Source organism: Paludisphaera borealis (assembly GCF_001956985.1).
In the GTDB taxonomy this organism is placed as follows: Bacteria; Planctomycetota; Planctomycetia; order Isosphaerales; family Isosphaeraceae; genus Paludisphaera; species Paludisphaera borealis.
The window spans coordinates 4,005,204-4,029,696 of the sequence record NZ_CP019082.1 but is presented as its reverse complement, the minus strand read 5'-3'; the positions used below and the strand labels follow the sequence as shown (position 1 = coordinate 4,029,696).

Annotated in this window: 18 protein-coding genes; 13 read left to right on the top strand and 5 right to left on the bottom strand. The window is 66.2% G+C overall.

Going from position 1 to position 24,493, the window contains the following annotated elements; genetic code table 11:
- The first annotated feature begins 153 nt into the window (after positions 1–153).
- The 3 genes from rsmH (at position 154) to BSF38_RS15710 (ending at position 1,767) form a co-directional block, all read left to right on the top strand.
- The gene (rsmH, locus tag BSF38_RS15720) at positions 154–1,194 is read left to right on the top strand and encodes a 16S rRNA (cytosine(1402)-N(4))-methyltransferase RsmH (protein WP_076347142.1); all 1,041 of its coding nucleotides are present in this window, start codon (positions 154–156) and stop codon (positions 1,192–1,194) included.
- An 88-nt stretch (positions 1,195–1,282) separates the two neighbouring features.
- A complete protein-coding gene (locus BSF38_RS15715) occupies positions 1,283–1,501 on the top strand; it encodes a hypothetical protein (protein ID WP_076347140.1) in 219 nt (72 codons plus the stop codon).
- Positions 1,498–1,767, top strand: a complete 270-nt coding sequence (locus BSF38_RS15710; protein ID WP_076347138.1) for a ParE family toxin-like protein — start codon at positions 1,498–1,500, stop codon at positions 1,765–1,767. Before BSF38_RS15715 ends, BSF38_RS15710 begins: the two co-directional genes overlap by 4 nt.
- Positions 1,768–1,981: 214 nt before the next feature.
- Here the strand turns inward: BSF38_RS15710 and BSF38_RS15705 are convergent, their stop codons facing one another.
- Entirely contained in the window at positions 1,982–2,443 is a 462-nt protein-coding gene (locus BSF38_RS15705; RefSeq protein WP_076347136.1) for a hypothetical protein, read from the bottom strand.
- Between the two features lie 1,012 nt (positions 2,444–3,455).
- Between BSF38_RS15705 and BSF38_RS15700 the strand changes: the two genes are divergently transcribed.
- Positions 3,456–6,950 carry a hypothetical protein gene (locus BSF38_RS15700; protein ID WP_145952153.1) on the top strand — a complete coding sequence of 1,165 codons (3,495 nt, stop codon included), beginning with the start codon at positions 3,456–3,458 and terminating at the stop codon, positions 6,948–6,950.
- Positions 6,951–7,089: 139 nt separating this feature from the next.
- Here BSF38_RS15700 and BSF38_RS15695 read toward each other — a convergent pair whose 3' ends face one another.
- Entirely contained in the window at positions 7,090–9,285 is a 2,196-nt protein-coding gene (locus tag BSF38_RS15695) for an arylsulfatase (protein WP_083712976.1), read from the bottom strand.
- Positions 9,286–9,483: 198 nt separating this feature from the next.
- Positions 9,484–10,374 (bottom strand): FkbM family methyltransferase, encoded by an 891-nt coding sequence (locus BSF38_RS15690; RefSeq protein ID WP_076347132.1) that lies wholly within the window; start codon positions 10,372–10,374, stop codon positions 9,484–9,486.
- A 412-nt stretch (positions 10,375–10,786) separates the two neighbouring features.
- Here BSF38_RS15690 and BSF38_RS15685 point away from each other — a divergent pair, with 412 nt between their 5' ends.
- From BSF38_RS15685 to BSF38_RS15665, 5 genes are all read left to right on the top strand, one after another.
- Positions 10,787–11,761, top strand: coding sequence for a fumarylacetoacetate hydrolase family protein (locus BSF38_RS15685; RefSeq protein WP_076347130.1), 975 nt, complete (start codon positions 10,787–10,789; stop codon positions 11,759–11,761).
- A gap of 49 nt (positions 11,762–11,810) precedes the next feature.
- The gene (locus BSF38_RS15680) at positions 11,811–12,311 is read left to right on the top strand and encodes a YpsA SLOG family protein (RefSeq protein ID WP_076347128.1); all 501 of its coding nucleotides are present in this window, start codon (positions 11,811–11,813) and stop codon (positions 12,309–12,311) included.
- Between the two features lie 229 nt (positions 12,312–12,540).
- On the top strand, positions 12,541–13,320 hold the full coding sequence (locus BSF38_RS15675; RefSeq protein WP_083712973.1) for a class I SAM-dependent methyltransferase: 780 nt from the start codon (positions 12,541–12,543) through the stop codon (positions 13,318–13,320).
- A 909-nt stretch (positions 13,321–14,229) separates the two neighbouring features.
- Positions 14,230–14,739, top strand: a complete 510-nt coding sequence (locus BSF38_RS15670) for a hypothetical protein (protein ID WP_076347124.1) — start codon at positions 14,230–14,232, stop codon at positions 14,737–14,739.
- A gap of 187 nt (positions 14,740–14,926) precedes the next feature.
- Positions 14,927–15,637, top strand: coding sequence for a hypothetical protein (locus BSF38_RS15665; protein WP_145952152.1), 711 nt, complete (start codon positions 14,927–14,929; stop codon positions 15,635–15,637).
- A 111-nt stretch (positions 15,638–15,748) separates the two neighbouring features.
- Here BSF38_RS15665 and BSF38_RS15660 read toward each other — a convergent pair whose 3' ends face one another.
- On the bottom strand, positions 15,749–16,495 hold the full coding sequence (locus tag BSF38_RS15660) for a carbonic anhydrase (RefSeq protein WP_083712972.1): 747 nt from the start codon (positions 16,493–16,495) through the stop codon (positions 15,749–15,751).
- Between the two features lie 377 nt (positions 16,496–16,872).
- On the opposite strand from BSF38_RS15660, the gene BSF38_RS15655 reads away from it, so the two are divergent.
- The 3 genes from BSF38_RS15655 (at position 16,873) to BSF38_RS15645 (ending at position 22,146) form a co-directional block, all read left to right on the top strand.
- The gene (locus tag BSF38_RS15655; protein WP_076347122.1) at positions 16,873–20,331 is read left to right on the top strand and encodes a pyruvate carboxylase; all 3,459 of its coding nucleotides are present in this window, start codon (positions 16,873–16,875) and stop codon (positions 20,329–20,331) included.
- A 258-nt stretch (positions 20,332–20,589) separates the two neighbouring features.
- Positions 20,590–21,360, top strand: coding sequence for a biotin--[acetyl-CoA-carboxylase] ligase (locus tag BSF38_RS15650; RefSeq protein ID WP_076347120.1), 771 nt, complete (start codon positions 20,590–20,592; stop codon positions 21,358–21,360).
- A gap of 357 nt (positions 21,361–21,717) precedes the next feature.
- On the top strand, positions 21,718–22,146 hold the full coding sequence (locus BSF38_RS15645) for a hypothetical protein (protein ID WP_145952151.1): 429 nt from the start codon (positions 21,718–21,720) through the stop codon (positions 22,144–22,146).
- Between the two features lie 153 nt (positions 22,147–22,299).
- On the opposite strand, the gene BSF38_RS15640 is transcribed toward BSF38_RS15645, so the two are convergent.
- Entirely contained in the window at positions 22,300–22,965 is a 666-nt protein-coding gene (locus BSF38_RS15640; protein WP_076347116.1) for a hypothetical protein, read from the bottom strand.
- Between the two features lie 265 nt (positions 22,966–23,230).
- Here BSF38_RS15640 and BSF38_RS15635 point away from each other — a divergent pair, with 265 nt between their 5' ends.
- Positions 23,231–24,484 carry a sensor histidine kinase gene (locus BSF38_RS15635; protein ID WP_237170477.1) on the top strand — a complete coding sequence of 418 codons (1,254 nt, stop codon included), beginning with the start codon at positions 23,231–23,233 and terminating at the stop codon, positions 24,482–24,484.
- The last annotated feature ends 9 nt before the right edge of the window (positions 24,485–24,493 follow it).

The window sequence follows — 24,493 nt, the reverse complement described above, 5'->3', positions numbered from 1 at the left end:
GTCGTGAACGCGGCGACGCCTAACCTCGCGCTGCAGTGAAACCATCCCACTGCGGGGTTGGTACCCCGATACCTCGTGGTTCATCAGGCCACTTTGGGCATTGGGGAAGACGGCGAAGTTGGATCAGGATCGTCCTCGGAACTTCACCCGCACATGACCGAACCCACTCCCGAAAAGCCGAAGCGTCGGGCGCGGTACAGCGGCAGGAATCCTCGTCATTTCCACGAGAAATACAAGGAACTCCAACCCGACCGCTACCCCGACGACGTGGCGAAGGTGATCTCCGGGGGGAAGACGCCCGCCGGGACGCATCGGCCGATCATGACGGCCGAGATCCTCCGCGTGCTGGCGCCTCGGCCGGGGGAGGTCGCCGTCGATTGCACGCTGGGGTACGGCGGTCACGCCCGCGCCCTCCTCGCCGCCGTCCAGCCGGGCGGGCGGCTGCTCGGCCTGGACGCCGATCCGATCGAATTGCCCAAGACCGAGGCCAGGCTCCGGGGCCTCGGCTTTCCTCCCGAATCGATCGTCGCGCGACGGTTGAATTTCGCGGGGCTGCGGGGTTTCCTCGCCGCCGAGGCGCCCGAGGGGGCGGACCTGCTGCTCGCGGATCTCGGGCTTTCCTCCATGCAGATCGACGACCCCGCGCGCGGCTTCAGCTTCAAGACGGCCGGCCCGCTCGACATGCGGATGAACCCGAACCGAGGCCGCCCCGCGTCCGCCCTGCTGTCGGAGCTGGGCGAATCGGCCCTGGCTCAGCTCCTTTCCGAGAACGCCGACGAGCCCCACGCCCGCGACATCGCCCGCGCCATCCTTCGCGCCCACGCCCGCGAACCTTTCGCGACCACCCAGGCGCTCGCCGCGGTCGTGTACGAGGCGTGCGCCCGACTGCCCGTCGTTCCGGAGGACGTCGCCCGCCGCGTCTTCCAGGCGCTCCGGATCGCGGTGAACGACGAGTTCGGGGTCTTGGCGGAGTTCCTCCGGACCCTGCCGGCGTGCCTGAAACCGGGCGGCCGGGTCGCCATCCTGTCGTTCCACTCCGGCGAAGACCGCCGGGTGAAATCGGCGTTCAAGGAAGGCCTGCGCGACGGCTCCTACGCCTCGATCGCCGAAGACGTCGTCCGCGCCTCCGCCGAGGAGAAGCGGGACAACCCCCGGTCGTCGTCGGCGAAGCTGCGGTTCGCGGTCCGCGCGTAAGACTCGGGCGCTCGACTTGCTCGTCGTCGAGGCCGTCGGTATAGAATGACCCTGGTTGTGACGGGTTCCAACGCGGGAGATCAAGATCATGGAAACGCTGCTCGAACGCGCGTTCGCCGAGGCGTCGAAGCTGCCGAAAGCCGAGCAAGACGTCCTGGCGACTCGATTGCTGGCCGAGCTGGCGGTCGAGGACGACTTCGACCGAGCGATCGCCGGATCGGCCCATAAGCTCAGCCGCCTCGCCGAACAGGCGCTCGCGGAATTCCGGGGCGGGATGACGGAGAAGCTGGACCCGGATCGGTTATGAACTCGCACCTCACCCGAAGGTTTCGCGAGTTGTTCTCCGAGCTTCCCGCGCACGTCCAACGCCAGGCGCGTGCGGCCTATCGCCTGTTTCAGGCCGACCCGACGCATCCCGGCCTGCATTTCAAGCAGGTCAACGCCGCCCCGCTCATGTACTCGGCCCGCGTTGGCATCAGCTATCGCGCCTTGTGCACGCGGGACGGAGACACGGTGGTCTGGTTCTGGATCGGGTCACATGCCGAGTACGACCACTTGCTGACGCAGCTTTAGTGGGCGGGCGGGTGGCCCGGGTTCGGCCTCCGAACCCGTGGTGCCACGCGCCTCCGCCGAGGAGAAGCGGGACAACCCCCGGTCGTCGTCGGCGAAGCTGCGGTTCGCGGTCCGCGCGTAGAACTCGGACGCTCGACTTGCCCGTTGTCGAGGCCGTTCCGCGCCCATGCCTGCGCCGGGGGCGTCGGGGTAAAATGCCCCTGATCGCGAGGCCTCAATCCGCAGGTCTTCGATCCAAAGAACCCAGAGGCCCTTGGGATCGCCGACGCCCGAAGAATAGCCAGCCGATGATAGCTCCGAACAGCGCCATGGGGATCACCATGATGCCTGAATAGTCATCGTAACCTGGACCGACCATGGCGAAGAACAGCCCGAAGAGCACGGCGCAGAGCGTCGCCGCGCTCATCGTGCCCGCTGCGACGCCGTGGCAGAGCATACCGAGCAACACCGCACCGGCGAAAGCGCCTGTAGCCACGCTGGTGCGGTGGGTGTAACCGACGCCGCCCATGAGGCCGGCCCCAACAATACAACCGACAAGGGCCGCGACGGCCCGGAGCTGCGGTTTGCATTCGAGTAGTTGCATATGCTCTCCGCCGCCCAGCTCGACTTCAAAGGAGGCCGAGCGCCGCAGGAACCAATTCCACTTGATCGTAGCGATGCGAACCTTGCCCTTCATGGGGATACTCGATTGTCCGCGAGTTTCTGCCCGGTGGCCATGCCGTGACACAGCGGTTTCTGCTAAACGAGGAGATCAAGATCATGGAAACGCGGCTCGAACGCGCGTTCGCCAAGGCGTCGGGCGAGCGGTCCGGGTTCGGAATTCAAACCCGGGGAGGCATCAGAGTTCGGCGCGATGATTGCTCACGGCCGCGCGATACCGATCGGGCGGCGTGAGACGGCCCGCATGGTTGTGGCCGGGCCTGTGACCTCGGGACGCGCGCCTTGGGACCGGACCGGCCTCCTCTTTTGGAGTGCGGGAGCTTGCTCCCGCCTGGGCCGCGTGTTCAGCGCGGCGGCAAGCCGCCGCACTCCACATCGGCCTGGGACCGGCCTCACAGAGGCCGGCTACAAATCGGCTTGCTTCCAACTCTCGCCTCAAATCTCGTGCCGAACACTAGCGGGATCACCGTGTGGCATCCCAAGGTTTCGCGTTGCGAGTCGTGCAGGTTCGGCATGAAATCGGACGAAGTCGTCGACACGCTCAAACCGATGCTCGCAACGACGTCAACGGTCGAGCGGGCACATACGAGCAGGCACAAAGATGCAAGACCTGGCAGTGCGCGAGAATCGGGCGTTGATTCATCGCATCACGTGCATCGAGCCGTCCGGCTCGAAGAACACGGTCAAGTTCATCGACCTCGAGCCCTCGCCGCCTGAACAATCTGAGCAAGGCATGGCTTCGGCCGCGCCGTTTTCGATTGCCCGGCTCTGGAGATCTGGGCGAACGAGGGGGGCTGTGTGTTGAATTGCTGGTTTTTTCTTCACTAGAATGGTGGGTTCAGTCGCTGATCCGTCACCCGGCGTCGCGCAGGCGAAAACCGCGACTCACACCTGAAGCTGAGGATCGAATCCAGATGCCAAAGAGTCTTGCCTTGCGGATTGGTGGAATCGTCGGCGGCAAGCGACGGCGCGTCCGGCACGATCCTTCGCTCAGGCTCCAGCTCCTGCAACTGGAGGATCGCTGCTTGATGAGCGCTGATATTCCGATCCCGATCACCAATCCCGTCGTACCGCTGTCGACGATCTTCTGGAACGGTGAAGCAGCGCCTCTGAACAAGGATGGCAACGGCAAGGCGAACATCCCTTCGCCGGAAGCGTCCGGCGCGGCCAAAACGATCACGATCACGAACTACGGAACGGACACCCTCTATCCGTATCTCAGGACCGCGAATGACGGAAAGGATCCGAATGATTCCCTGAACCGTTACTACGACCCCCAGGATCTGCATTCCGGGGAGTTTCGCGAGTACGTGGGCTACGCCAAGTCCGACGGGTCGAAATACCTGGGTCTACCCTCGGGGGCGACCATCACCTTTCAGGTGCCGCTGGCACTGTGGGATGGAGACAATATCAGCCTGGTGACCGACGGCACGAACTTGACCACGCCCATGAACGCCCCGGCGGGCACGCTGTTCGGCTACGATCCGAGCGCCCAAATCAGTACTGCTGGAAATGGGCAGATCGTCAGCAACTCCACCTGGGTGCAAGGAGGCTCCAACTACCCGGTCGGCCAAAGCCCTCTCGTCATGTTCTATTACTCCACGTCGCCGCCCCTCACCACGTCGGACGACGCCCCGTCCCAGCCGGCGGAAGTGACGTTCCGTGATCCTTACCTGAAGAATTTCATTGATGATTCCTTTCAGACGTTCGCCCTCCTGAACTATGACGTAACGAACGTCAACAAACTCTCCGCGCCTGCGTCCATGGAAGCGAGCAACGTCCCGATTACATCGGGGTCGGTTCAATCGAACAACCTGCAATACTACCTTCCCAACAAAGACTTCGGCTGGCACGGTTCAAACAAGGACGCCGCGACGCTTACGTCCTTGATCAAGAGCTTCGTCACGAACCAAGGTCCGGCGTCGGTCGGAGACTACTATTTCGGCGGAGCGGGCTGGCCGCAATATTACAATCCCAACCCGAACGAGTACATCATCCCCTCGGGATCCAACATATTCGACAACAGTCCGCTGAACGTCCACGTGGGCGACCCCGCGGTGAATCGGTCCCATTACGACAATAACCGATGGCTGCTTTCGAGCAGCGGCGGCGGAGCGATCCAGGCCAGCGCGGGCGGGGATGTTTTAAACGATCCCAATGCGACGATGCTTCCTCTGGAATTCGGCCCGGGCCAGCGCGCGGTCTTTATTCAGAACATCGCTTCGATGGTGGCGAGCAAGCAGGCGATCAGCTTCACGATCTCGACGAGCGACCCCAAGTATCAGGGGGTGCTGGGAACGCTGGTGAGCTACAATCCCTCTTCCCAGGTGCGCGCCATCAACATCACGCCGGGCGCGGGGGGCTCGGGTTACGGGCCGAACACCAAGGTCATCATCAGCGGCGCCAACGGCAACGGTGTAGACGCCGTGGGCCAGGTCAACATCGGCAAGAACGGCGAGATCGAAAGCGTGGGCCTGGTGAATCCGGGCAGCGGCTACACCTCGCCGCCGACGATCACCTTCTTCGACCCCAGCGGCCGGGGCAAAGGGGCGAAAGCCACGGCGGATATCACGGGGGGCACCGCCGTCGTGAAGCTCGCGGACGGCCGCACCTTGCCCACGGGCGTCGGCATGTCCTACGTCTTCCAGCGTACGGGCACCGATTACGCGGCCGCCGCCATCACCAATCTCTGGTATTCCTGGGCGAACTATTATGTCAAACAGTTCGCGAATTTCACGACCGAGACCGCTCAGGGCGCCGTCGTCTACAGCAGTATCGGCGGCGGACCTCAGCTCTTGACGAACCAGATCACACTGACTTCCCCTCCCGCCGTGCCGCTGGCCGTGGGAATGACGGTGACGGCCGCCCAGGGCATCCCCGCGGGGACCACGATCCTCAAGATCGATGGGAACACGATCTACCTCAGTCAGCTCCCTGATGCCAATACGCCGCCGACCCAGACATACACCTTCGGCAAGCCGCAGACGCTCGCCCTTGATGCGGTGTCGGCCCAATATACACATCCGTACGATCTGTCGTTCGCCCCTGCCGACCAGCAGAACGCCAAACTGTTCGCGGCATCCGTTTATGAGTCGATGGCGATTCAGGCCGTCGGCCTTCCGCCGTCCCCCTATCTGCCCACTTCGATGAATCTGGTCGCCCATGTGGTCAAGTTCTGGGCGAACCTTCCGACCCATGACAAGAGTGCCTGGGGCACCATTCTCGTGGGTGAGGCTCGCGACATCGCGAAGTCGATCCTGCGCGGGGTTTATGATTACTATCAGGTCCCCGATCAGTCGCTCTGGTATCCCGACCCCAAAACGTACACGGGCGGCCAGAAATTCAACGTCTACAATCTTGATCCCTATGTGTGGTTCGTCCACAAGGTGGCGGGATTGACGGGGTACGGCTTCTCCATCGACGACGACCTGGCCAATCCTTCCGCGACCGGACCCAGGGGAGATGACTCCAATCATTTCCCCAGTAATCTTCAAATCGGATTCGCGGGGACCAAGGGGACGGGCAAGCTAAGCCATGCGACTCCGCTTACCAACCAGGAAGAATGGTTCCCGACCACGAAGTGGGGCAGCATCCAGACCACGGCGACCATCGGCATTCAGCAGGACGGCGCTTACAAGGGGTATTCGGTCATCACGCTGACGGGTCCGAATCCACTCAGGACCCTCAACCAAATCCTCACGCCAGGCCCCGGACAAGTGGGAGCGTATATCTCGGCGCCGGGTTTCATCGTCCCGGGAACGACGCTCATCTACTTCCCGAATGGGGTTGACGATGCGAAGAACCCGACGATCATCCTGAGTCAGAACGCGATCTCAACCACGACCCCCATCACCATAACGATCGACGCCGCGCAGATGACCATCCCCAGGGTCCTCGTCAACAACCCGAGTTTCACCAACCCGCCACAGACCAACGCCCCGTACTACACGGTCGACCCGAGCGGTCCGAACGTCTCCTGGTCGTTCAACGGCTCCGCCGGCGTCGCCGGGACAGGCAGTGTTTACACGAGAAACAATCCGGCGCCCGTCGGGTCGCAGGTCGCCTTCATCGAAGACCAGGGCGGCATCAGCCAGATGGTGAATCTGACGGCGGGCGGAGCGTACGCCGTCAGCTTCCTGGTGGCCCAGCGTAGGCTCGACGACGGGAGCGTCAACATGCAGTCGCTCCAGGTCAAGATCGACAAGCAGATCGTCGGCGACTTCACGGCCAGCCCCACCAGCGACGGCCGCTACGTCCTGTTCACGAGCAACGCGTTCACGGTCAAGCTCTCCGGCTCGCATAGGCTTGCCATCGTCGGCGTCAGTGCGGCGGGGAGCAAGAACTCGGCCTTGATCGACAACGTCGTCATCACGGGCGGGCTCGCGGCGAGGTTGGGGCTTACGGCGCTCAACCCGCCGATCCGACGAGCCGTTCTCGTAAAACCTCGTGGCTTCATGCGCAGCTCCAGCGTTTCCGGGCGAGTGTTCGCCAGCCGGGCTGCCGCTTTGAGAGCGAGACGCTGAGGCAGTTCAACCTAACGACGTTCGCCCGCAAGTGCTTCTCGCTGATCCGGTCGGGTGGCCCGGGTTCGGGTTCCGAACCCGGGGGAACAAGCCGAGGCTCGCTCTCACGGGTTCGGAAACCGTCACGCGACACCCAGGCTCACTTGTCGTCCAAATCGACGACGACGGAGTGGATCGTCCCGTCGTAGGCGTTGGGCGTTGCGTACGGGCCGACGGCGGCGTTGTCGTCGCGGCCGACCTGGAGGCCGTCGCCGGGTTGGCGGGGGATGAGCTTGCCGGGGACGGGGTCGGCGGCGGGGGCGCCGTCGATGGTCAGGGTCAGCGCGCCCGAGTGGTCGAGTTTGGCGACGACGGTGTGCGCGCCGGGCGAGAGCTTGGGGCCGACGATCCGGGAGGCGGCCTCGGGGGTGCGGACCAGGAACCGAGGGCGGCTTTCAGCCAGGAACAGCGCGTAGCCGAGGGCCGTGCCCCCCTGGGCGACGATCACGCCCTTGGGATGATCGTCGTCGGCCTCGATCTTTGCCGTGATCGTGAATCCCTTGTTCGCGACGGCCGGGGCCTGGGCTCGGGCCAGCTGGGCGTTGGGTTCGAGAGCGAACCGCTTCTTGGTGCTCAACGGCCCCTGCGCGCCCCCTTCGGCCCGCCAGGCGCCAAGGGGGAGGACGTCGGCGCGGGCGGCGTAGGCGTCCCACTGGGCGGCGAGGTCCTTGACGCGTTCGGGCTGCGATGACGCCAGGTTATGCTGCTCGGCGCGGTCGGCGGCGATGTTGTACAGTTCCCACGACTCGTTCTCCTTGGCCACCAGCTTCCAGTCGCCGTCGCGGACGGCGCGGTTGCCTTCGTGCTCCCAGAAGAGGGGCTGCGTGCGCGCCAGCGGCTCGCCGTTGAACGCCGGGCGGAGGCTCACCCCCTCGCGCGGCTTGATCGGCTTGCCGTCCTTCTCGGTCGGGTACGACGCGCCGGCGAGGTCGACGCAGGTGGCCATCACGTCGATCAGGTGCCCCGGCTGACGCTCGAACGCCCCCGCGCGCCCGGGCTTGATCCCGGTGGGCCAGTGGGCGATCAACGGGGTCGAGATCCCCCCTTCGTGGGTCCAGTGCTTGTACTCGCGGAACGGGGTGTTGCTGACGTTCGCCCAGCCCCGGCCGTAGGCGATGTAGGTGTCGGCCGGACCGGCCAGCACGCCGGGGCCGGTCCGCACCCAGCGGCCGTCGCGGGTCTGCATCGGCGGCGTCACTCGGGTCTGGAGGCCGTCGGGGCCGAGCGGTCTCAGGTCGTCGGGGGCGGGCGCCTTGTTCTCGGTCCGTCCCTGGTTCTCGGCGCAGGCGCCGTTGTCCTGGAGGAAGAGGATGAGCGTGTCGTCGAGCTGGTTCGCCTGCTTCAACTGGCCGACGATCCGGCCGACGCCGGCGTCCATGATCTCGATCATCGCCGCGTACACTTCCTTCGCGCGGGCTTCCCAGGCCTTGTCGGGCACGGCGTCCCAGTCGTCGGAGCCGGGGGCGAAATCGGCGTCGGCGGAGAGCAGGCCGCTCGCCTTCATGCGCTCGAACCGAGCCGCGCGGAGCGGCCCGTAGCCGGCGTCGAACTTGCCCTTGTACTTGGCGACGGCCGCCTCGGGGGCGTGCATCGGCCAGTGGGCCGCCGTGTAGGCGACGTACAGGAAGAACGGCTTGTCGGGCGACTCGGTCTGATGGTCCTTGAGGTAGCGGACGGCGTTGTCGGTGATCGCGTCGGTGTAGTAGTACGACTCGGGCTTGTACTCGGGGTCGTTCTCGGGCGTGATCAGCGCGTTCTGGCGGACCAGGGCGGCCGGGTCGTAAAAGCTCCCCGCGCCGGCGATCGTGCCGTAGAACTTCTCAAAACCCCGGCCCAAGGGCCAGGTGCGGCGGTCGGCGTCGGGGCCGAGCCCTGGCGTGACGTGCCACTTGCCGGTCATGTACGTCCGATAGCCCGCCGGCTTGAGCGCCTCGGCGATCGTCACCGAGTTCCGGTTCAACACCCCCCGGTAGCCGTCGCGGCCCCGGTCGTTCGTCATGTGGCCGATCCCGGCCTGGTGCGGATACAGGCCCGTCAGCAGCGAGGCGCGCGTCGGGCAGCAGCGGGCGGTGTTGTAGAACTGCGTGAACCGGACCCCCTTCGAGGCCAGGGCGTCGAGGTTTGGCGTCGCGTGCTCGCCGCCGTAGCAGCCGATGTCCGAATACCCCATGTCGTCGCACAGGACCACCACGATGTTCGGCCTCCGCCCCGGAGCTTCCGCCGCCGAGGCCGTCGCGCACCCGAGTCCCAACACCGCCAACCCAAAGCCCACCGCGAACCGTCGCAACCTCGCCATGCTCGTCTCGCATTCCTGAAACCATCGCGCGCGCCCGAATCCGCCTCCAAATTCCAGGCCGCGCGACGCGCCTTGATCGCGGCCGGCTGAATCTGCGATAATCCTATCGGATTAATAGCGAATTGGGCAAGGGTCGGGTCGGACGGGGCTGGTGGCGAGGACGACGGCTGGGTTTCGCTCGATCGCTCGCGAGGGGACTTACGACGCGGACCCGCCGTCGAGGTTGCGATTACGGAACGCGAGCACGAACGGCTCGGCGCGGTCGCCGGCGACGATCGCCAGGCCCGCGTTCTCCAGGGCTTGGATCATCAGGGCGGTCTCGCCTTTCCGGAGGAAGCGCTCGTGGGTCTCGACGATGAGGAGCTGGACCCGTTGCTTGATGGTCTCGAGTTCGTTGGCGACCATCGCGATTTCGGCGCCCTCGATGTCGACGATCAGGTTGATCCGCTCGAAGCCGCGGTCGTCGAGGATCGATTTCAGGTTGACCGTGGGGACGGTGCTCTTCTCGCGGTCGGGGTGGCAGGTTGAGCCGGTCATGCAGTTGTCGCCGAAATAGAAGTCGACCGTGGGACCGCCGTAGCCGACCGCCGCTTGGATGATCTCGAACCGGCAGTCGTTGATCTTGCGATTCTCCTCGAGCACCGGGACGACCCGAGGGTTGGCCTCGACGACGACGTGCTCGGCCGGCCGCTGGAGGCTGCGGTTGGTGATGCAGGCCACGATCCCGATCGACCCGCCGAACTCGACCGTCGGCAGCGACGGGTCCAAGTGTTCCTTGAGGAGCCGGATCTCGTCGAACTCGTATTCCAAGGTGTAGAGCCGGTACTTCTGCTCGTACGAAACGGCCGGGGACTCGACGGCGAACTCGAGCCCGTAGGCCTTCACCCGATTACCGGTCGCCTTGATGTAGCGGGCGAAGGCCCGCATGTACAGCCGCTCGGAACCGACCCTGATTTTGTACCGCTGGTACGCAAAACGCCGGGAAAGGATTCGACGGAGCCCGTCCTCCTTGAGCTTGCGGACCCAGCGATCAAGCCGCGCTTCCGGCGATCCGGGCTCCGGTTCGACGCTGCTCAAATCGCTCGCCATTCGACCTCTCCTGTTCGCGGGACGTTTGCGCCGAGAGCCACGTACTTCTGAAAGATCAAGCTCGGGGCGGCGCCGGTTCTCGGTGCCCCTCGTCCGCGTTCCCGCGTTGGTGATCACCCGAGTATCATCGCCCCGCAATCCGTTCGTGTCAAAACTCATTTCAAAATCGCTGGAAGTCACGTTGCCTGGAAGCGTCTTTGTTCAAACTGACGTTTTTTGTGCGATACGATAGGCGGTGTCGCTTGGTCAAGCCAATGGGATCGTTTGGCGGTTGCTCGGCGAGCCGTTCGGAGATTGCGCTCGGGGGTGGGCGGGCGGGAGGCTGATGGCGCGGCGGCGGTTCGGCTACACTGTAGGGGTCGGGTGGATTCGTTGGGGGGGCACGTTGTTTTGAGGGGCGAGGAGCCATCGGATGCGCGTTTGTCGGTTCCGGTTCGACGACTTGATCTTGACGGGGTTTTACGGCGACGACGTGGTGATCCCGCTCGACCAGGCGGCCGAGATGTACAGCCGCGAGACCGGGTGTGAGCTGTTGTTGCCGTCGACGGAGGATCTGCTCGACCTGCTGCCGCCGGCGGGCGAGTCGTACGCCTTGGCCCGCGAGCTGGACGCCTGGATCGAGGGGCTCGACGTGATGGATCGGGACGAGCTGACGATCCCTTGCGACGAGGTGCGGCTGCTCGTGCCGCTGCCGAACCCGTCGAAGCTCCTGTTTCTGGCCGGCAATTACGCCAAGCACGTCGCCGAGCGCGGGGGGACCGCCGCCGAGCGCGAGGAGACGTTCCCTTACGTCTTCATGAAGCCGCCGAGCACCACGCTGACCCATCCGGGCGACCCGATCGAGATCCCCACCGCCTCGCCCGACCAGATCGACTGGGAGTGCGAGTTGGGCGTCGTGATCGGCCGCCGCTGCCGCGACGTGACGGAGGCCGAGGCGCTCGATTACGTGGCGGGCTACACGGTGGTCAACGATATCAGCGACCGCGGGTTCCGGCCCAACCCGGGGCGGAAGACCCGCGATCGCGACAAGTTCTTCGACTGGCAGCACGGCAAGTGGCACGACACGTTCTGCCCCATGGGCCCCTGCATCCTCTCGGCCGACGCCGTCGACGACCCCCAGGACCTGCCGATCAAGCTGACGGTCAACGGCCAGATCAAGCAGGAAGCGACGACCGCCGAGATGGTCTTCCCCGTCGCCGCCGTGATCGCGTTCCTCTCCCAGTTCGTGACCCTGGAGCCCGGCGACGTGATCGCCACCGGCACCCCCTCCGGCGTCGGCTCGGCCACCGGCACCTACCTCAAGCCCGGCGACCTCGTCCGCGCGACCATCGCCCCGATCGGAACCCTCGAAAACCCGGTCGAGGCCGAGACCGAAGAGGATTATTAAGCGTCGATCCGGAAACCTCTCGGGGGAGACCCAAGCAAGGACTCGCGTCGTGAAACTCAAGATCCTATCGGGCGGGCAGAGCGGCGTGGACCAGGCGGCGCTTCGCGCGGCGAAGCGGCTGGGCCTGGCGACCGGCGGGGCGATGCCCCAGGGCTGGTTGACCGAGGACGGCCCCCGCCCCGAGTTCGCCGCGATGTACGGGATGGTCGAGGCTCCGACGCCAGGCTACCCGGCTCGCACGTTTCGGAACGCGCGCGACGCCGTGATGACGCAGTGGATCGGCCCGGCGGTCTCATCGGGCCATCTCCGAGACAAGCCGTACTGGTGGCAGTATGGGAGGCCGTTCTATCCGACCAGCGACCTCTCGGCGCTCTCCGCCGTCGAGCAAGCAGGGATCATGGTGGAACAACTGGCTTGTTTTCCGAGCGATGAGATCGTTCTCACCATCGCCGGCCCCAGGGAAAGCCTCTTCCCCGGGATTGGAGCGAAGGCCAGGGTTTTCCTGATGATGTTCCTCCACGAGGTGGCGAACAGTCGGTTGTTCAGTTAGGGGCCGTGCAGGAATCGCCACCAACTCTTGTACGTGGGGAAGGCTACTTGGCCTGCTCCCCATCATCTTATCTTCCCCCTCGCTGAGAAGAAGAGAAACCGTACTCTTGTATGGTGCGGTTGGATCTGTTACGTGGTGAAGTATTCTGGACTGAACGAAGCCGCCTAGGCGTCGGCTTCTGACGATTCCTGGGGGCGCCGTTACAGTCCAGGAGGAGTCGCCCCCATCCTTGAACCAACCATCCGACGCCTCGCTGCTCATCTTCGGTTCCTCGGCCGCCGAATTTCAGAGGTGCAGTGGTATGAACCTTATCAAGCCTATCGTGCGACGGCTGTTGTCTCCGGGAGAAATCGCCGCGCTGCGGACTCTTCAGACGGAACGGGCCATCGCTTCCTATCACCGGTCTGGGCTTCGTCGAATCCGTAAGCAGTCCTTGCTGCGACCGGCAAGGCTCAACCTGGGTTCCGGACGTCACCGCAAGGAGGGATTTCTGAACGTCGATCTTTTCCCTGGTGGGGATGTCACACTCGACCTCAGGCTGGGGCTGCCGTTCGAATCCGACTGCTGTGAGCTCATCTTTTCGGAGCACTGCTTCGAGCATATCGACTACCCCGAACCGATCTCTTTACTGTTCCGAGAGTGCCTGCGGGTGCTCAAGCCCGGTGGCGAATTCCGGTTCAGCGTGCCCGGCACGGAGTGGCCGCTGACCGACTACCGCGAAGGGGCTGAAGCCCCTTACTTCAAGGCGTGCCGCGAGCATGGGTGGCACCCCGAGACTTGTACGACTCGACTGGAGCACATCAACTACCATTTTCGCCAGGGGACGGAACATCGATTTGCGTACGACCTGGAGACGGCTGAGAAAGTGCTGAAAGCGGCCGGATTCATCGACGTCCGCCCGCGCGCCTTCGATCCATCGCTCGACTCGAAACACCGCGAACTCGGCAGTCTGTTCGTGTCCGCCCGAAAGCCCGCCTCTCAAGGAACTCACGCCGAGGTCGTCGGGTAGGGCGCAGGAAATGGGGAGCAGGCCAAAGAACCCCCCGTCGAAAGTTGAGAAGCGCCCCCCTTTCTCCCGCCCAATATCTCGGGGTTCCCGGCTAATCTCCGGCTCGGAGGAATCCCCACGATGAAAGACGAGCGTGGAATCGATCCGAATCACCGCCAGATTCAGGGATTGCTTCGCACCTTGCAGATCCACAAAGATGCGCGATCGTGAAATATCTTTCATTAAAACGAAAAATGGTCGCTTGTGGATGGCATGAGATTCAGCTCTCAAGTCATTGGCAAGCAGACTATTGAGTGGATCGGTCTTTACCCGTCTCCCGCGAGAATTCCGCAAGACCGCTGGTCGACCAGCGACATTATCTTTCGGGACGGAATGGGATCGTGTATTACCGAGGACATGTTCGTCCATCCGTAGGACCTTGGGCCGGGGATCCCATCGCCCGCGTCATGGTGAACCCTTCGCGGCCGGTCTTCGGCTAGCACGACGATATGGTTAATGGAGCAGGTGCAATTCGAGCGCGCACGGCTGCGCGCGTTCATCACGGTCGCTCGGCGCGCGCTGCGAAGCGGCAGGCCGACTCGATCGGATTTCATATGGGTTGATGCTCCGTAGCAAGATGTGAGCAGGCATAGATCAGGAGGGGGCGCCGATGACCTTGCCCGAAGCGGGTCCGAATCCGGCCGGGTCCGCCGAGATGCAGGCGGGGCGCGGACCGGCGCGGCGCCGATGCATGGGTCGCCGCCCTTGCGGCGTGCGCGATCGCCTCCGCGCTGAGCTGGCTGGCGACCGAAGCGGTCGTCCATCGCGTCCCCACCGAGATTGAGGATGTGAATGTCAACGGCGAAGCCAAGGGGATCGTGACGGCCGCGTCGGCGGACCGTTCCGATGTGAAGCGGGCGGTGATGGCCTATGGGGTTCGCGGCGCGGCGATGGCCCTGGGCCTGGCGGGCGGGCGGGCGGGCGGGCGGGCTCGCGCGGCGCAGGGCCGTCGTCGCGGGGGTCGTCGGGCTCGTCTTCGGAGGTGCGGCGGGCGCCGGGGCCGCTTTCGGCGTCTTCATCCCGTACTTCCGATACCCGGACCCCATCTCGGGCGACCTCCTCCTCCCCCTGATCAGCCACGCCGCCGTCTGGGCGGCCCTGGGCGCGGCGGGCGGCCTGGCGTTCGGCCTTGGGCTGCGCGCGAGGGCTGGCCTCGTGGTCCGGACGGCCCTGGGGGGGCTGATCGGCGCGGCGCTCGGGGCGGCCGTATTCCAGCTCGCGGGCGTGTTCGCGTTCCCGCGTGCGAAGACCGACATGCCGCTGGCCGACGCCTTGTGCGGGCTGTCGGTCGCCATGGGGGCCGCCGCCGCTCACGCGGGAGCCTTCACGGCCGCGACGAAGACCGGAGACTCCGAGGCCCGATCGCCGACGCCTTCGTGACGATTCCGTCTCTCGACTCGGTCCGCGCCGGAACGTCCGGCGCGGCTGTCTTCTGACGCTGCTTCTCGCCTTCACAGCGACCACGGCCCGCGCCCCGGCCGGCCCGGGCACGGCCGACGAAGGGCTCGTCCTGTCGTGGGCCGACAATATGCTGACCGTTCGGGGCCGGGACCTTCCCGGAGGTGAGGTGAGGATCTGGTATCCGGAGGCGTTCTGCCGCCCCGGCTCGACGGACCGCGACTGGAAGGAGACGGTGATCCCGCACGAGACCAGGCAGGTCGAGGCCAGCTCGGACGGCCGCCGGATTCGGCTCCGCACCACCCTGGAGGACGGGGTGGTCGTCGACCACGACATTCGGGCCGGCCGCGACGAGGTCGACTTCCGCCTGACCTCCGCCAACCCGACCGCTCAAGCGTCTCGGGCCCATTGGGCCCAGCCCTGCGTGCGGGTCGCCGCCTCCACCGGGGTCAAACCGGAGCGCGACTCCGAAACCTACCTGCCGAAGTGCTTCCTCTTCGTCGAGGACCGGCTGTCCCGGATGCCGACGCGCCCCTGGGCGACCAAGGCGCGGTACACGCCCGGCCAGGTCTGGCGTCCAGAACACGTCGATCGGGCCGACGTCAACCCACGTCCCTTGAGCTCCCTGGTCCCCTCCAACGGCCTGATCGGCTGCTTCTCGGCGGACGGCAAGCAGATCCTGGCGACGGCGTGGGAGCCGTACCAGGAGCTCTTCCAGGGCGTTATCGTCTGTCTGCATTCCGATTTCCGGATCGGCGGCCTGAAGCCGGGCGAGACCAAGACGATCCGGGGCAGGCTTTACCTGACCGGGGCCGACGTCGAGTCCTTGGTGAAGCGGTACGAGTCCGACTTCCCCGAGCACCGCGCCCGGCGCAACTAGGGGGATTTCCGGTCCACGGCGGGCGGCCCCGGGTCGTCTCGAAGCCGGGGGAGGAGTCTCGGTCCGTCCGCCCGGGGCCGAGTACGAACCCGGACCATCCGCCGCTTTCGTTCAAGGCGACGGCGGCACCCCCTTCTCGTCGAGCCAGTCGACCCCCCCGGTCTTCAGGTTGTAGACCGCACCGACGACCTTCAACTCGCCCGATGCGACCCGTGACCGGACGAGCGGGCTGCCCTTGATCAGGTCGGCTATCGCCCGCCGGACGTTATGCCGGACCGTCTCGGTGATCAGGTCGTCGTGTCCCAGGTCGGGGTGTTCGCTCCAGGCCTCCCGGTAGGCCGGGATGATGTGCTCGGAGAGGTGACGGAAGCTCCTCCCCGTGGTGGCGTTCTCGACGACCGCCGTGACCGCCCCGCAGGCTGTGTGCCCCATCACGACGACCAGCGGCGTCTTGAGGTGGCTGACAGCGTACTCGATCGAACCACCCTCGTGGTCCGAGCAGACGTTGCCGGCGACCCTCACGACGAAGAGGTCGCCGATCCCGGCGTCGAAGAGGTGTTCGATCGGGACTCGCGAGTCGGAACATCCCAGCACCGTGGCGAACGGGAACTGGGCCGCCGCCGTCTCGGCGATCCGCTTGCGATCGAGGTTGGCGAATCGCCGTTGATCGGCGACGTAACGGGCGTTGCCGTCCTTCAGGAGTTTCAGGCACTCCGCCGGCGAGGGGCCGGGTGCCGGTTTGTCCTCGCCGACGACCTGCGACGCTACAACGCAGAGGGCGCAGGCCGTAATCAGGGGGAGGCATGACGCCAAGATCAGCCGGCGATGAGTGCGAGGAAGCATGGTTTCGTGGTTCATGTCGATCTCGTCTCGGTGATTCTCGACGGTATCACATCTCTACTCGACGAAAGCGGCTCGCTCCCCGACCGCCGTCAGGGGGGGAATGCTCGGTTTCGGGTTGGAGGCCGATCCGATCGAGCGCCTGCTCCTCACATTGTAGGCAGCCGCGAGTTCGGTCGCGGGCACGAGTCTTTCAAGACGGGAGGCCCGCTCGGGCTCGACCGCGGATGGACGCGGGCCATCTGCCGCCGTTTTCCCCACGCGTGGTAGATGACAGGGGGCGGCGGCGCGTCTTCCGGATAGCCACTGGCTGGGGAATCTGGGATAATCGTCGGCCTGCGCATCGCGCTCGTCCACTTGTACTGTTCCAGTCCTCAGGCCGTCGGGAAGATTTGATGACTCCGTTTCGCACGTTGATGGTCGCCAATCGGGGCGAGATCGCCATCCGCATCTTCCGCTCGGCCCATGAGCTGGGAATTCGGACGATCGCCGTTTACTCGCACGAGGACCGCTTCGCCCTGCACCGGCTGAAGGCCGACGAGGCGTACCAGGTGGGCAAGGCGGGCGAGCCGATCCGCAGCTACCTCGATATCGCGTCGATCGTCAATCTGGCGAGCGAGAAGGGGGTCGAGGCGATCCACCCCGGCTACGGGTTCCTGTCGGAGAACGCCGAGTTCGCCCGCGCCTGCGCGGATGCGGGCATCGTCTTCGTCGGGCCGACGCCCGAGATCCTCGACAAGCTCGGCGACAAGGTGGCGGCGCGGGCGCTCGCGAAGCAGGCCGGCGTGCCGGTGCTGGAGGGGAGCGAACCGCTCGTCCCCGGCGACGACGCCCGCAAGACCGCCGCCGCGATGGGCTTCCCGGTGATCGTCAAGGCGTCGATGGGGGGCGGCGGCCGCGGGATGCGGGTCGTCGAGAAGGCCGAGAACTTCGACGACGCGCTCGAACAGGCCCGCCGAGAGGCCCTGGCGGCGTTCGGTTGCGCCGACGCCTTCATTGAGAAGTTCATCCGCAAGGCCAAGCACATCGAGGTCCAGCTCCTCGGCGACAAGCACGGCGGCCTCGTCCACCTGTTCGAGCGCGATTGCTCGATCCAAAGGCGGCACCAGAAGGTCATCGAGATCGCCCCGTCGTTCAACCTCGACGAGAGTCTCCGCCAGGCGATCTGCGACGCCGCAATCAAGATCGGTCGGGCCGTCGGCTACGAGAACGCCGGCACCGTCGAGTTCCTGGTCGACGACGAGACCGGGACGTTCTACTTCATCGAGGTCAACCCCCGGCTCCAGGTCGAGCACACCGTCACCGAGATCGTCACCGGCGTCGACCTGGTCAAGAGCCAGATCCTGATCGCGCAGGGCGAGCCGCTGTCGAACCCGGCCATCGGCATCGACGGCCAGGACTCGGTCCACACCTCGGGCTACGCGATCCAGTGTCGGATCACGACCGAGGACCCGACCAACAACTTCATGCCCGACTACGGGCGGATCACCCACTACCGGTCGTCCGGCGGCCCGGGGCTGCGGCTCGACGGCGGCTCGGCGACCTCGGGCGCGATCATCACGCCGTTCTACGACTCGCTGCTGGTGAAGGTCTCGGCCTACGCCCGGCGGTTCGAGGACGCGGCCTCTAAGATGGAACGGGCGCTCCAGGAGTACCGGATTCGCGGGGTCAAAACCAACATCCCGTTCCTCCTGAACGTGATCACGAACCCCGAGTTCCTCGCCGGCCGGTGCACGACGCGGTTCATCGATTCGACGCCCGAACTGTTCCAGTTCGAGGCGCGTCGCGACCGGGCGACCAAGCTTTTGAGCTACGCGGCCGACGTCGTGGTCAACGGCTTTCCGGGCGTGAAGCGCGACGCGTCGCGGGTCCTCCCGACCGAGCCGGCGATCCCGGCCTACAACCACGGCGAGACGATCCCCGACGGCTCGCGGCAGCGGTTCAAGGCGATGGGGCCCGAGGGGTTCTCGAAGTGGATTCGCGACCAGAAGCCGCTTTTGGTCACCGACACCTCGTTCCGCGACGCCCACCAGTCGCTGCTGGCCACCCGGCTGCGGACCCGCGACATGCTCCGGATCGCCGAGGTCTACGCGCACCGGCTGCCCCAGTTGTTCTCGATCGAGATGTGGGGCGGCGCGACGTTCGACACCTCGATGCGGTTCCTCAAGGAAGACCCGTGGGAGCGGCTGGCCGCCCTCCGCGAGCGGATTCCCAACATCCTCTTCCAGATGCTGTTCCGGGGCTCGAACGCCGTCGGCTACACGAGCTATCCCGACAACGTAGTGACCGAGTTCGTCAAGGAGTCGACGGCCTCCGGCATCGACCTGTTCCGCGTCTTCGACTCGCTGAACTGGGTGCCGAACATGGCGCACGCCATCGAGGCGATCCGCCAGGCCGGCGGCCTTTGCGAGGCGGCCATCTGCTACACCGGCGACCTCCTCGACGCCAGGCGTCCCAAGTACGATCTGAAGTACTACGTGTCGATGGCCAAGGACCTGGAGAAGCGCGGGGCGAACCTGATCGCCGTCAAGGACATGGCCGGGCTTTGCAAGCCGTACGCGGCCGTCAAGCTGGTCGAGACGCTCCGCCAGGAGGTCGGCCTGCCGATCCACTTCCACACCCACGACATCGGCGGCGCGCAAGCCGCCAGCGTGTTGATGTCGGCCGCGGTGGGTCTTGACGTCGCCGACGGCGCCGTCGCCTCGATGTCGGGCCTGACCTCGCAGCCGAGCCTCAACGCGATCGTCGAATCGCTCCGGTTCACCGACCGCGACACCGGCGTCGACCACCAGACCTTGATCGACGTCAGCCGGTACTGGGAAGAGGTCCGCAAGCTCTACGCCCCGTTCGAGTCCGGCCCGAAGTCGTCCGCCGCCGACCTCTACGATCTGGAAATGCCCGGCGGCCAGTACACGAACCTCTACCAGCAGGCCGCCGGCCTGGGCCTGGCCCCGCGCTGGATCGAGGTCTGCAACGCCTACACCGAGGTCAACCAGATGTTCGGCGACATCGTCAAGGTGACGCCGTCGTCGAAGGTCGTCGGCGACATGGCGTTGTTCCTCGTGGCCAACAACCTGACGCCCGACGACGTCGTCGACCCCGACCGCGAACTCGCCTTCCCCGACAGCGTCGTCGAGTTCATGGAAGGCCGCCTCGGCCAGCCCCCCGGCGGCTTCCCGCCGGCGCTCCAGGAACGCATCCTCAAGGGCCGTCCCCCGCTCACCGACCGCCCCGGCGCGAACCTGCCGCCGGCCGACTTCGAAGCCACCCGCGCCAAGGTCGCCGAGCTGAAGGGGGACGTCGAGGCCGCCGACGTCTCGAACCGCGACGTCCTCAGCTACCTGATCTATCCCCGCGTCTACCCCGACCTCGTCACCCACGAGCAGACGTATTCCGACACGTCGGTCCTGCCCACGCCGCTGTTCTTCTACGGCGCCGAGGCCGGCGAGGAGAACGCGTTCGAGATCGAGCCGGGCAAGACGCTGATCGTCAAGCTGCTGGCCGTGGGCGAGCCCCACGCCGACGGCAAGCGGACCGTCTTCTTCGAGCTGAACGGCCAGCCGCGCGAGGTCGAGACGACCGACCGCTCGCTCGCCTCGTCGGTGATCGAGACCCCCAAGGCCGACCCCAACGACCCGCTCCAGATCGGCGCCCCCCTGCCCGGCCTGATCGTCCGCGTGTCGGTCGCCGTCGGCGACCCGGTCCGCAAGGGGCAGAAGCTGTTCTCGATCGAAGCCATGAAGATGGAGACCACCGTCACCGCCGACCGCGCCGGCCGCGTCGTCGAACTCCCCGCCACCGTCGGCCTCCAGGTCAAAGCCGGCGACCTGCTGCTGAAGCTCGCGGAGAGCTGAGGCTGTTTGCAGCCGGGTTATAGACGGGCTGGATCCGAATTCCCTTCTCCCCTTGCGGGAGAAGGTGCCCCGAAGGGGCGGATGAGGGGTGAATCCGCAGGCTGTCGCGCCCCCCTCATCCGGCCTGCGGCCACCTTCTCCCGCGAGGGGAGAAGGCATGCTCGCGACGGCTGGTTTTGATGGCCTCCCGCGACCGCGGTGTGGCCCCGCCGCATTAGACGCCGCGATAATTGGATTGCAACACAAGGCCGCCCGACGATGAGCGAATGGCCGTTCGTCAAGGAAATCTGGAGCTTCGACGAGCTGGGGTCGACCAGCACGGTCGCGCGGTCGATGGTCGCGGGCGGGGCGGGCGAGCTGCCGTTCGCGGTCTGGGCGCGGCGGCAGACGCGGGGGCGCGGGCAGCGGCAGAACGCGTGGTGGTCCGACGAGGGCTCGCTGACGTTCACCCTGGCCCTCGACCCCGCCGCCTACGACCTGCGGCTCGACCAGGAGCCCCGGCTCGCGCTGGCGACGGCCGTCAGCCTGATTGAAGCCGTCGCCGCTCTGGGCCTGGTCGACCCCGGCGTCGGCGTCCGCTGGCCGAACGACGTTGAGATCGGCGCGCGGAAGATCGGCGGCATCCTCCCGGAGCGGGTCGAGACCGAAAAGGGGGACCGGATCTTGATCGGCGTCGGGTTCAACGTGGCGACCAGGACCGACCTCGCCCCCCCCGCCGTCGAGCGGATGGCGACCTCGCTGAGCGCGCTCCAGCCCGAACCGCTGTCGCCCGAGGCCGTCCCGGTCTTCCTCGCCGCGTTCCTGAGACGGTTTCCGATCGACCTTTCCCGGCTGGCCGCCGACGACCCCGGCCTCGCCGCCGAATGGGCCCGCCTCGACCTCCTGCTCGGCCGACCGATCCGGGTGGCCCTCGGCCCTCGCACCCTGCTGGGCACCGCCCGAGGGATCGACCCCCAGGGCGCCCTGCTCGTCGACGACGGCCGGGAAGTTCATCAGCTCTTCGGCGGCCAGGTCCTCCGCGACCGCTGATTCCGAGCCCGTCAATCGGGTGGTCGCTGGACGATCAGTCTGGTCGTTTGGCGACCAGGGGTCGGCGATTCTGAAGAATCGTCCCAATCCCGCGAGGAAGTTTTTTCAGGGACGAGCAAGCGCAACGCCTATAATGATTTAGGAGTAGTCCGCTCGGGTCGTGGACGAGGCTCCCGGCGGCCTGGCGCCGGATTTGTGTTGTTCTTATACGACCTACTATGCGCTTCGGCTGCTCATTCCTGTCGGCGAAGCCACGGCTCATCGATTCGTCGACGTGAGCCGATGCAAATCAGCATCCCCGGGTCAACTCGGCTCAAGCGGGGCGACGCGGTTCCTATCGAAGAAAGCGAGACGGATATGACGCGCACGCGATTTCTCCCATCGTCTGCGGCCCTGATCGCGGCGGCCCTGGCTTTCGCGGCCATGCCTTCCGAGGCGAGCGCCCAGACCCAGTGGAACGGTTACGGCCCAACCTACGCGGCCCAGCCGGCCGCAGCCGCGCCCGCGGCCGCAGTGCAGCCGCCGGTCTACTACTATCCCACGAACCCCAGCGGCTGGCAGGGTTACGCTCCGGCGACCGCCTGGCGGTACTACGATCCGGCCGCCGGCTGGCGCGATTACACCCCGGGAACCGCCGCCGCCCCCTCGGCCGTCGCCGCCGCCCCGGCCCGCCCCATCGTCCGGGCGAGCAACGCCGGCAGGCCGATCAGCTCATCGAACCGCGAGTTCGGCACCGGCCGCAACGTCCACATGCACAAGCCCTGGCTGCCCAACAGCCCCCGGTGATTTCCCCCCGATACAAACCCTCATGAAAATGGGGGGTCGGGATGGTCCGGATACAAGCCCGAAGCGCCAGCGAGTGAATCGGCGGCAGGCCGCTGGAACCATTCACTCGCTGGCGCTTCGGGCTTGTACTGGAGCCTGGCCCGGCGCTTTCGTTCAATGCACCGCCGAGCGATCGTCCGGGGCGAGGTCGATCGACTGGACGACCTGTCCTTGTTTGTTGAACAGGCCGAGGCCGGGTGAGCCGTCGGGGCGGACGGCCAGGGCGGCGCGGAGCGCGGCGGCTTCGCCGTAGAGGTTCAGGCCCGCCGAGCCGTCGGTGCACAGGTCGAGCGACAGTCGGGGTTGGCCGTCCTTGTCGAACAGGCCGAGGCCCGGCGTGCCGTCGGGGCGGATCGTCAGCGCGGCGCGGAGGCCGCCGTCCTCGTCATAGATGTTCACCCCCGGCGTCTCGCGCAACGGGGGCCGGTCCTTGGCCTTGGCGTCGTCCGAGCCCTCGACGTCGCGCGAGCCCAGGTCGAACGACAGCCGGACCTGCCCCTTGTGGTCGAGGAACGCGAGTCCGGGCGAGCCGTCCTTGTCGCGGATCGCCAGCGCCGCGCGGGCTTTGCCGTCCTTGTCGCGGAGCACGAACTCGTTGGCCTCAAGCATCGGGGCGATCCGCGCGGCCACGCCCGCGCCGGTGATCCCCAGAATCACGACGGCCGCCGCCGCCGCCAGACTCCCACGCCGCCAGCGCCGGCATTCCTGCTGCAAGATCCCGTTGGCGGCTTCCAGCCTCTCAAGGCGCTCGACGATCCCGTGGTTGATTGGCTCGCTCATCGATGTCTCCGACCAACTTTTGAAGCAAGGGAGAAGTTGTTGAGAAACCCTCAATAGCCATTCTTATGCCGCGATCCGGAATGGTCGAATAAAAATAGCATAAAGATTGTTGAGAACACGAGTTAGGGCGTAGCATCGAAAGGCGGGCCGGATCGGGCTCCGCCCGCGAAGCCAGCTTCCTGGGCAGATGTGCCCAAGCTATGCACACGCGATTGATGTGGTGGGCCGGCGGAACTTCGATGACGAATCACTTTGGGAACGACTTGTGCTAACGCGCACTCTGCTGCTTCGGATCGCGGGTCCGTCGCTTTTGATGAGCCTGGTGTTTCTGGTCTCTTGCACGGTTGCGGCGGTGTACCTGAACCGTCGGCAGGCCGCGACGGTGCGGGCGCTCGACGACAACTTGCGGAGTCGGCGGATCGTCGACGACCTGCTGCGGGACCTCAACGAGCTGGTGGTGATCTCGCTGCACGGCGAACGCGGCGACCGGGCGTCGGGCCTGCACGACCACGTCCGCGACTTGCTGAAGGAGTCGAAACGAGCGGGGCACGGGCTGGAGGAGGCCCGGATCGTCGACCGGCTGGAGGCCGGCTTCCATCGTTACCTGGAGACGGCGACGACGCCCGGGCGCGCGGGGCTGGAGATCCTTGAGACCGACATCCGCGTCGCGGCGCGCGACCTCGATTTGCACAACGCGATGGAGACCGCGCGGTCGCAGGCGGCGATGCACCGGACGGCGTCGTGGATGGCCTGGGGCCTGGTGGGGGTGAGCGTGGTGGCGACGGCGGCCGGCCTGTTGATCGGCTACGGCGTGGTGCGGGGGCTCGAACGGATGGTGATCCAGGCCGAGCAGATGGCCGGCGTCGGGCAGATCGCCGCCGGCATGGCCCACGAGCTGCGCAATCCGCTGACGGCGATCTCGATGCTGGTGCAGCTTCAGCGCGAGAAGGCCCAGGAGGAAGGCCTGCCGGCGGAAGACCTGCACGTCATCGAACAAGAGATCGGCCGGATGGAGGAGCGGCTCAACGCGTTCATCGACTTCGCCCGCCCGGCCCGGCCGCGATGGCGGCGGATCGATCTGGCCGAGGTGACGGCGCAGACGCTCTCGCTGATGCAGGGCCGGGCGAGCAAGCAGCGCGTGCAACTGAATTTCCACGCGCCCGCCACGCCGATCGTGATCGAGGCCGACGCCGAGCAGATCGGCCGGGTGCTGATCAACCTGGGCCTCAACGCGCTCGACGCCATGCCGCGCGGCGGTCGGCTGGACGTCGCGCTCGAACAGGAGGCCGACGGGTCGGTCGATCTGACCGTCGGCGACACCGGGCCGGGCGTCGATCCCAAGCATCTGTCGAGGTTGTTCGAGCCGTTCTTCACGAGCAAGGAGGCGGGCCTGGGCCTGGGCCTGCCGATCTCGCAGCGGATCGCGCGCGACCACGGCGGCAGCCTCCAGGCGACCAATCGACCCGAAGGGGGCGCGGCGTTCATCCTCCGTCTGCCGTCCATTACTCGAACAGCGTGACACGATGAG

Bases quoted from the DNA above. Each gene is read 5' to 3' on its own strand.
- rsmH (WP_076347142.1), top strand. From the start codon at position 154: ATGACCGAACCCACTCCCGAAAAGCCGAAGCGTCGGGCGCGGTACAGC.
- BSF38_RS15715 (WP_076347140.1), top strand. From the start codon at position 1,283: ATGGAAACGCTGCTCGAACGCGCGTTCGCCGAGGCGTCGAAGCTGCCG.
- BSF38_RS15710 (WP_076347138.1), top strand. From the start codon at position 1,498: ATGAACTCGCACCTCACCCGAAGGTTTCGCGAGTTGTTCTCCGAGCTT.
- BSF38_RS15705 (WP_076347136.1), bottom strand. From the start codon at position 2,443: ATGAAGGGCAAGGTTCGCATCGCTACGATCAAGTGGAATTGGTTCCTG.
- BSF38_RS15700 (WP_145952153.1), top strand. From the start codon at position 3,456: ATGAGCGCTGATATTCCGATCCCGATCACCAATCCCGTCGTACCGCTG.
- BSF38_RS15695 (WP_083712976.1), bottom strand. From the start codon at position 9,285: ATGGCGAGGTTGCGACGGTTCGCGGTGGGCTTTGGGTTGGCGGTGTTG.
- BSF38_RS15690 (WP_076347132.1), bottom strand. From the start codon at position 10,374: ATGGCGAGCGATTTGAGCAGCGTCGAACCGGAGCCCGGATCGCCGGAA.
- BSF38_RS15685 (WP_076347130.1), top strand. From the start codon at position 10,787: ATGCGCGTTTGTCGGTTCCGGTTCGACGACTTGATCTTGACGGGGTTT.
- BSF38_RS15670 (WP_076347124.1), top strand. From the start codon at position 14,230: ATGGGGTTCGCGGCGCGGCGATGGCCCTGGGCCTGGCGGGCGGGCGGG.
- BSF38_RS15660 (WP_083712972.1), bottom strand. From the start codon at position 16,495: ATGAACCACGAAACCATGCTTCCTCGCACTCATCGCCGGCTGATCTTG.
- BSF38_RS15655 (WP_076347122.1), top strand. From the start codon at position 16,873: ATGACTCCGTTTCGCACGTTGATGGTCGCCAATCGGGGCGAGATCGCC.
- BSF38_RS15650 (WP_076347120.1), top strand. From the start codon at position 20,590: ATGAGCGAATGGCCGTTCGTCAAGGAAATCTGGAGCTTCGACGAGCTG.
- BSF38_RS15645 (WP_145952151.1), top strand. From the start codon at position 21,718: ATGACGCGCACGCGATTTCTCCCATCGTCTGCGGCCCTGATCGCGGCG.
- BSF38_RS15640 (WP_076347116.1), bottom strand. From the start codon at position 22,965: ATGAGCGAGCCAATCAACCACGGGATCGTCGAGCGCCTTGAGAGGCTG.